This window comes from Bathymodiolus platifrons methanotrophic gill symbiont (genome assembly GCF_002189065.1).
In the GTDB taxonomy this organism is placed as follows: Bacteria; Pseudomonadota; Gammaproteobacteria; order Methylococcales; family Methylomonadaceae; genus Methyloprofundus.
Map to the genome: position 1 here is coordinate 1 of NZ_BDMN01000041.1, position 7,519 is coordinate 7,519.

Here is a 7,519-nt window from a genome sequence, read left to right on the forward strand (position 1 = left end):
TGTTGGCAATGCTAAGGAAGTGTTTTTATAAGTCACTAAGGGTTGTGCGTAGAATAACTTCGATACAATGGGGAGCGGATCTTTAGTCCGCTTTTTTACAATGTAGGCTGAAGACTAGGCCCCAGCCTACGGGACTAAAGATTTTGTGTCCAAATATGAGTCCATCGTCGAGATTATTATGATTGATTTTTTCATTAATTAATAAGATGTAAATTTAAAATCCTGCTAGCCAATAATTGCCATTAAGTTAAGAGTTAAAGTCATTGCAAACTATGTGTTACATCGTAGGCTGATTAGATTCGCAAGCGAAGCGTAGATACGAGGCTTTGCTGGGTTACGTTTTTATTGCTTCGCAAAAAAATCTAACCCAGCCTACAAAGTAATTCATTGATTTTAAATTAATAAATCCTTAACTTAATCTACAGTTTATAACTTTTAATTATCAACGAGATTCAAATGAAAAAACTAATTATTACTACCTTTATTGTTGTACTAATTCAAGGTTGTACTTCAACACGTATTTCTCGGGATTTATCATCAGGGGCTATAGGGTGCCCAGCCCAAGAAATAAAAATAAGTAATGAAACCGCCCATATCAATACACATAATTGGGTTGCATCCTGTCGCGGTAAAATATTTATTTGCAGTTATGTGAGTGGAGGATCAGCTAATTGTAAAGAGGAACTCAAGTAGTTATTTTATGGAAACTATGGAAAATCATCACGCTACAATTGCCTCCGTCGCAATCACAGCCTATTCAGCTTTAAGTGCTTGTGGTATAGGTAATAAAACTTTATACAAATCCCTAATTGATAATGAATCACAACTTGCTCCCTTATCATTATTCAATATTCCTTTTCCTGCCTATGTGGGTGAAATTAAACAGCCATTATTAGCCATTCGCGAGCAATTAGCCGAATACAATTGCCGCAATGCAAGAGTTGCATTAACAGCATTAAATGATGTTGACGGTGGTGTCCGTGAGGCTATAGAGATAGCGAAAGAAAAATATGGTGCACATCGAATCGGGGTGATTATTGGAACGAGTACTTCGGGGCTGTATGAAACTGAATCTGCTTATGGCGTCTTACTGGAAGAAGGCAACATGCCCGCTGATTTTCATTTCGTTACAGAACATGCCTATCAGGCGACTGCGCGATTTGTACAACTGGAATTAGGTTTAACAGGCGTTTGTTATGCTATATCTACCGCCTGTTCATCTGGCGCTAAAGCAATTGCTGCTGGTCAGCGGCTTATTAATGGTGGGTTGTGTGATGCAGTGATAGTTGGAGGGGTTGATACATTATGTCGTTTAACTTTGCGTGGTTTTCGTAGTCTGGAGCTGGTATCCAGTGAACCGTGTACACCTATGGATAGAAACCGTAAAGGGATCAGTATAGGCGAAGCAGCAGGATTATTGGTGCTGGAAAAGCGTCATGCTGATAATGCCCATACTATGAAAGTGTTAGCTGTAGGTGAGTCTTCGGATGCACACCATATGAGTACACCACATCCAGAAGGTAGGGGAGCCGCTTTAGCAATGAAGAATGCTTTGCAACTAGCAGGCTTAAAAGCTGAAGATATTGATTATCTGAATTTACATGCCACGGCAACCAAAATAAATGATAGCGTTGAGAGTCGGGCAGTATTTAGTGTCTTTGCCGATTCTGTACCCTGTAGTGGTACTAAAGGTATTACTGGACACACGCTTGGCGCTGCCGGGGCATTAGAAACAATTATTACGCTAACTGCATTGCAGCAGCAGTTCATTCCAGGCACTCAGGGGTTACAGGAACTCGATGATGATTGTCAGTGTCAGGTTATTAAAGCGCCTTTACAGACAAAAAATATGCAAATAGCGATGAGTAATTCTTTTGGTTTTGGTGGTAATAATGCCAGTGTGATTGTAGCGTTATGATGAAACAATTGTTTATTAAATCTGCTGCTGTGTGTTGTCCTGAAGTGGCCCTATTAGCCGCCCTTGATCTACGCAGTAGTGATATAGATAAAAGCCTGATTCCAGCAGGAATGCGTAGGCGAACAAGTATGACTACGCGTATGGCTATTACCGCAGCAAAACACGCATGTACACAGGCAAATTCTGATACTCAAAACCTAGCTTCAGTCTTTGCATCATTAGGGGGAGAAATACAGGTAACTGATGCACTTTGTCGCCTGTTACCTGATGAAAATGAATTACTTTCGCCTACTCAGTTTCACAATTCAGTACATAACACCACTGCGGGTTATTGGGGGATATTGAATAAATGTCAGGCACCCACAACTGCGATTGCGGCGGCTGATGATACTTTCGCAATGGGCTTGATTGAGGTGTGGGCACAGTTACAACAAGAGCCTGGCGAGCGATTATTGGTTTGTTATGATGAGCTATGGCCGCAGTATCTGGCTCCACCTATTGGGCAAAGCGCATTTGCCTGTGCATTTGTATTGAGCACAGAAACTGATCAATCAATAGGGGCGATTACTATGCCTCAGGTTTCGCAGTTGAAGCAGCAAGACTTGAAGGTTGACTGGGTTAAGCTAACGGAATCAGCGCCAGCGGCCGCAGTGATTCCTTTGTTGCTTGCCTTACAAGATAAGCAGTCAGGTTTAGTACCATTAAATATAAAAGCACCTATCTGGACAAGTCAGTTTGAACCCTACTTTTGCGAAAGCTCATTTTGGGCGTCCAAGCCCAAGTTCGCGGCAAAAGCTTAACGGGACTGATTAAAATCTGCGATGCCCTGATTCGCCCTGCGTCCACTTATAAAAACCCTAGAGGGGTTTTTATTTAGTTACCTCAAATGGCTTGACGCGATGTCGGAATGCCTTGTATTTTCTCTACGCAAAAAGACGCTTCGAGAAAACACCCGGCCCTATCGCTATCACGGACTAAAAATCTTCACTTCGCTTAAGCTCCGTTTCCAGGATTTTCAGCGGTGGAACAAAAGATATTTATGGGTTTTCTGTCAATAACATTGGTTCTGCACAAAGTAGTGGCGTGTTACTCGGAATTGCAGTTCCTATTTATGATGGAGGCCTGCGTAGCCATAAAAAACAGAATGCGCTGGATTCTCTGGCTGCGGCCAAGAGTGGCGTTGAGGTTACCAAAGCTGCTGCAAGCCGCGAAGTCGCTATAGCCTATGAAGGGTTACGTACTGCATTGGCAGTCAATCTTGCAGCGCAGGAGTTGGTAACTGCATCAGCTTTAACAGCAGATGCAGCGCAAAAAGCCTATGTAAATGGTGTCGGCACAATAAGTGATGCATCACGTGCTACTCTGGGACTTTATTCCGCCACAGAAACACTGATTGATTCGCGCCGCGCTGCACTGCACATCATGCCGCCGCCACTTTGGCTCTAGCTATAGGAGAATAAGCAGCAGGTGTAAATTGCTTCAATAACTATTATGTTTAAATTTTAAATATCATCGGCGTAATGCTGTTTACCGCAGGCTGTGCATCTTATGGTGTGATTGAGAATAAACCAGAGAAAACGATTAACGCCAGCGATAAAAATAATTATTCCTTTCATTCTGCGGTTAATAAAATGAATGCTTCCGCAGAAAATATATTAATTCTGAGTTTTTCCGGTGGTGGTACCCGGGCCGCCGCTAAAGTTATCAGCGATAGACCCTCAGCTGAAGATGGCCACCCATGGTCTGGAGAGCTTCTACAATAATAGCAACCGTCAATATGCGCACTTTGTTGATGGAGGCATTACTGACAATCTTGGGTTACGTGCTATTTACGAATTTATCGAGTTAACAGGCGGCGCAATACGCTATTCGAAAAGATACAAAAGGGAAATGCTGCAGCGTATCATTATCATATCGGTCAATGCATCTACTAACCCTGAACCCCAGATAGATAAAACTAACAAGCAGCCCTCACTAAAAGATACTATTAATTCGATAACTGATATTCAACTACATCGCTATAACGCGGCTACCCTGAGTTTGATGGAAAAATTTATCTCCCGTTGGTCTAAAGAATTGTCCACTCCGGAAAAAGCGGTAAAACCGCATTTCATCCGGGTTGCATTTAGAGAGGCCCCAACAGCGAGTTCACGAAAAATCCTGAATACCATACCGACTAGTTTTTCATTGACTGACGAACAAGTTGATCATTTGATTGAGGCTGGCCGATCGTTACTGCGAAACAGTCCGGAATTCCAGCAATTGATTAACGACATGCAGTAATGGGTAAAGGGGGGGGATTCAGGTTTTCCTCATTTTTGGGTGCGGAATTTAAGTTTCAAGCACTCGTGTTTGCTAAGAAAGCGGCAGATAGTGTAAGATGCGGGGAGTCGCTATTTTTGCGAAAGCTTGTTTTGGGCATCCCAGCCCAAGCAAGCAGCAAAAACTTAACGCGACCACTTATGCCTCCGGCGGCCCCGCTTCGTCCTCGTCACCTCGTCCCGACCCAACAAGGGGTCGGAACATAGGCTCCAAATGACTTGACGCCGTGTCGGATGGCCTTTTATTTTGCCTCCACCTTCGCTAACGCTCAGACTCCGATAAAACAACGGCCCTACGGCTATCGCGGACTAAAAATCATCACTTCGCTTAGGCTACGTTTCCCTGATTTTCAGCGTTCGCTTTTGATGTTTTACTAAAGCACGGGAAAGGTCGGGTTCAATGGAGATAAGTTTGGATTTATTATTAGCCGTCATCGTATCCACACTCATCGTTGGGTTGGCTATGCCTTTGGGTGCCGCTGTCGCCCTGTTCGAAAATATTCAATCCGAATGGCTCAGGGAAGAATTCAGACATCGTGTAATGGCTTTTGGCGGCGGCGCACTTTTATCGGCCATTGCTCTTGTCCTCGTTCCGGAAGGCATGGAAAACCTTTCGCCAATATATGCCGCCAGCTGTTTTGTTTTAGGCGGGTATTTTTTTATGGGTCTGGATGTTTTTCTTTATAAAATGAACACGCCTGCCGGTCAACTTGCCGCTATGCTCTCTGACTTTATTCCAGAATCAATAGCGTTAGGCGCTGCTTTTGCAACCGGAGATAACAGTGCGTATCTACTCGCAGGCTTAATCGGCCTGCAAAATCTACCAGAAGGATTTAATGCATATCGCGAACTAAATGAATCAAGGACATTTAGTTCGCGGAAAATTATCACCGTGTTTATTCTGATGGCATTACTTGGCCCGGTCGCTGGCGTGTCAGGCCTGCTATTTTTAGCAGACTCTCCAGTCATCGTTTCCGCAATAATGCTTTTTGCCGCCGGTGGCATACTGTATTCAATATTTCAGGATATCGCCCCCCCCCCCAGGTGAAGTTAGAAAAAAACACTGGGGGCCACCCATGGCAGCAATTGCAGGATTCGTGCTGGGCATGGTTGGATCAATGCTCGTTGGATAAGGAAGAGGATTTTATGGACAAGGCAAGCAAAATCCATCTGCTATTTTGTGGCGCACTTGTAGTCACCAGCGTACTTTCCCTTATGTTTAAATGGCATAGTTCGCTCAGCGGGATAGTTGTGATTTTAACAAACGGCTACCTTCTGGCTGTTCTTATTGAATCAGCGAGCAGAGCTGGCGAAGAACGTAAAATAAAAGATGGAATTTTGCTGGCCAGGCCAGCATATTACTTCCCATTTCCAGCCAAACCATGGTTAGGTGTACTGATTTTATTTATCGTTATTACGACGGTTTTTGGATTTGCGAATATGTATATCGCGAGTGCAGAGGTGATCTATGTTGGACCAAGTATAGATGCATTGGCAACAAGTACAGCTTCCGGTATCAGTATTCCACCGCCTTCTATTCTCGAAGATAAAATAGAGGCTCTGTACTTTAGCCTGGTTACAATGATCACTCTCGGTTATGGGGATTTCGTTCCCGCAACCACAGACACCCGTCTACTTGTCATGTGGCAGCTTGCTACCGGTGGATTATTGGTCATCGGTGTTTTTCCGTTAATTGTGGCGCGTGTTGCTGATTTTTAAATAGGGTATAAAAGACGGCAACTTATAGCGAACGACACCAGCAAACTCAGATTTCTAAAGAGTTAATCGCTGCACTATACTTCGCGCGGCCATCTATTACTTTGGTTTCTTTTTTTCATACTGTGGTATGTCCCGGCCTCCAGCTAAACCCTTGTAAATAGTTTTGAATATACTGATAAGTAAAAAATTAAAAAATGTTTAATATAGATAAGGTAAATAAAATCAACTCAACTCAATATCAGAAATTATACCTTTGAAAAATGACTATGAAGGAGAAGTATCTGCCGCTGTTGAATACGCTGTTTTACCTGAAGCAAATACAGCTGTACTGTACATCCATGGTTATATGGATTACTTTTTTCAGCATCACCTTGCTACTTATTTTGTTGATCAAGGAATCAGTTTTTATGCAATTGAATTAAGGAAATACGGGGCTTCTATAAAAAGCTATCAACATGAAAATTATTTCAGAGACATCACCGAATATGATGAAGAGATTTCTATCGTCCTGAATAAAATAAAAGAAGATGGTCATTCTAATATTATTTTAAATGGACACTCTACCGGTGGTTTAATAGCAACATCCTATGCCTTACAGGGCGAATATAAACACTTGATATCAGGCATTATTTTAAACAGTCCTTTTTTAGAATTTAATATCCCTAAAGTTTTAAAAAATATTTTGCCTTTTATTACCCCTTTAGCTCTTTTATTTCCTTATTTTAAATTTACTCAATTGCCTTCATTTTATACACAAAGTTTGCACCAGAATTACAAAGGCAGATGGAATTTTAATCTTGAATATAAACCGGTCCCTTCGTTTATTACTCATTTAGGCTGGGTTAGAGCCGTATTGATGGCGCAAAAAGAAGTCCAGCAACGAAAAATAGAAACCATACCCTGTGTGATTTTTCATTCTGATAAATCCTGTTTTGAAAATGGCTGGAATGATCTTATGCTTAGCTCAGACGCGGTGCTCAATGTGGATCACATTGATTTTTTTGGTAGAAAAATATATCCACAGGCTGACATTATTGAAATTAAAAATGCTGTGCATGATATTGTTTTGTCATCCGATGAGGTTATTGATGATTATTTTGAAAATATATCGAAATGGCTGAAAAAAAATATCTATTTAGATTTTATTAGACGGATTTAACACTGAAGAGTAAATGTGTCAGAATGTGTCAGGGCTTGAATCTTGAATTAAGGGGGCGTACCATAGACTTGTTTAAAACAAGGAGCAATACTTGTGGGAAGGCCATTAAGACTGGAATTTTCGGGGGCGCTGTATCACGTTACTTCAAGAGGTGATCGACAGGAAGATATTTATGAATCAGATGACGATCGACTATTGTTTTTAAATGTTTTTGGAGAGGTTTGCAAATCTTACAATTGGGTATGTCATGGTTATTGTCTGATGACAAATCATTACCATATTTTAATAGAGACCCCAGATGCAAATCTATCGCAAGGTATGCGTCAGCTAAATGGTGTATATAGCCAAAAGTTCAATCGTGTACACAAGCGTGTTGGTCACGTCTTTCAAGGCCGCTATAAA

Annotated in this window: 9 protein-coding genes and 1 pseudogene; all 10 read left to right on the top strand. The window is 41.8% G+C overall.

The features are described from left to right. Positions 1-456 precede the first annotated feature (456 nt). Positions 457-693, top strand: a complete 237-nt coding sequence (locus CDZ78_RS21015) for a hypothetical protein (protein WP_140413857.1) — start codon at positions 457-459, stop codon at positions 691-693. A 7-nt stretch (positions 694-700) separates the two neighbouring features. Next, positions 701-1,918: a beta-ketoacyl-ACP synthase gene (locus CDZ78_RS03035; RefSeq protein WP_230990681.1), complete on the top strand. Its 1,218-nt coding sequence runs from the start codon at positions 701-703 to the stop codon at positions 1,916-1,918. Next, on the top strand, positions 1,918-2,718 hold the full coding sequence (locus tag CDZ78_RS03040) for a beta-ketoacyl synthase chain length factor (protein ID WP_167374151.1): 801 nt from the start codon (positions 1,918-1,920) through the stop codon (positions 2,716-2,718). The genes CDZ78_RS03035 and CDZ78_RS03040 overlap by 1 nt, the downstream gene beginning before the upstream one ends. A gap of 259 nt (positions 2,719-2,977) precedes the next feature. Continuing rightward, entirely contained in the window at positions 2,978-3,364 is a 387-nt protein-coding gene (locus tag CDZ78_RS03045; protein ID WP_373862426.1) for a TolC family protein, read from the top strand. Between the two features lie 74 nt (positions 3,365-3,438). Then, complete coding sequence (locus CDZ78_RS03050; RefSeq protein ID WP_087868651.1) at positions 3,439-3,681, top strand: hypothetical protein; 243 nt, start codon at positions 3,439-3,441, stop codon at positions 3,679-3,681. Then, positions 3,647-4,201, top strand: coding sequence for a hypothetical protein (locus CDZ78_RS03055; protein ID WP_087868652.1), 555 nt, complete (start codon positions 3,647-3,649; stop codon positions 4,199-4,201). The genes CDZ78_RS03050 and CDZ78_RS03055 overlap by 35 nt, the downstream gene beginning before the upstream one ends. Before the next feature lie 450 nt (positions 4,202-4,651). Then, positions 4,652-5,372: pseudogene (locus CDZ78_RS03065) on the top strand (ZIP family metal transporter). Between the two features lie 307 nt (positions 5,373-5,679). Continuing rightward, on the top strand, positions 5,680-5,958 hold the full coding sequence (locus CDZ78_RS23540) for an ion channel (protein ID WP_263459216.1): 279 nt from the start codon (positions 5,680-5,682) through the stop codon (positions 5,956-5,958). A 253-nt stretch (positions 5,959-6,211) separates the two neighbouring features. Beyond that, on the top strand, positions 6,212-7,117 hold the full coding sequence (locus tag CDZ78_RS03075; protein WP_087868655.1) for an alpha/beta hydrolase: 906 nt from the start codon (positions 6,212-6,214) through the stop codon (positions 7,115-7,117). Positions 7,118-7,210: 93 nt separating this feature from the next. Then, the coding region (locus tag CDZ78_RS03080) for a transposase (protein WP_174664548.1) at positions 7,211-7,519 on the top strand (309 nt) is incomplete at its 3' end.

What these genes read in the sequence shown, in the direction of transcription:
- CDZ78_RS21015 (WP_140413857.1), top strand. Translation starts at nt 457, where the DNA reads ATGAAAAAACTAATTATTACTACCTTTATTGTTGTACTAATTCAAGGT.
- CDZ78_RS03035 (WP_230990681.1), top strand. Translation starts at nt 701, where the DNA reads ATGGAAACTATGGAAAATCATCACGCTACAATTGCCTCCGTCGCAATC.
- CDZ78_RS03040 (WP_167374151.1), top strand. Translation starts at nt 1,918, where the DNA reads ATGAAACAATTGTTTATTAAATCTGCTGCTGTGTGTTGTCCTGAAGTG.
- CDZ78_RS03050 (WP_087868651.1), top strand. Translation starts at nt 3,439, where the DNA reads ATGCTGTTTACCGCAGGCTGTGCATCTTATGGTGTGATTGAGAATAAA.
- CDZ78_RS03055 (WP_087868652.1), top strand. Translation starts at nt 3,647, where the DNA reads ATGGCCACCCATGGTCTGGAGAGCTTCTACAATAATAGCAACCGTCAA.
- CDZ78_RS23540 (WP_263459216.1), top strand. Translation starts at nt 5,680, where the DNA reads ATGTATATCGCGAGTGCAGAGGTGATCTATGTTGGACCAAGTATAGAT.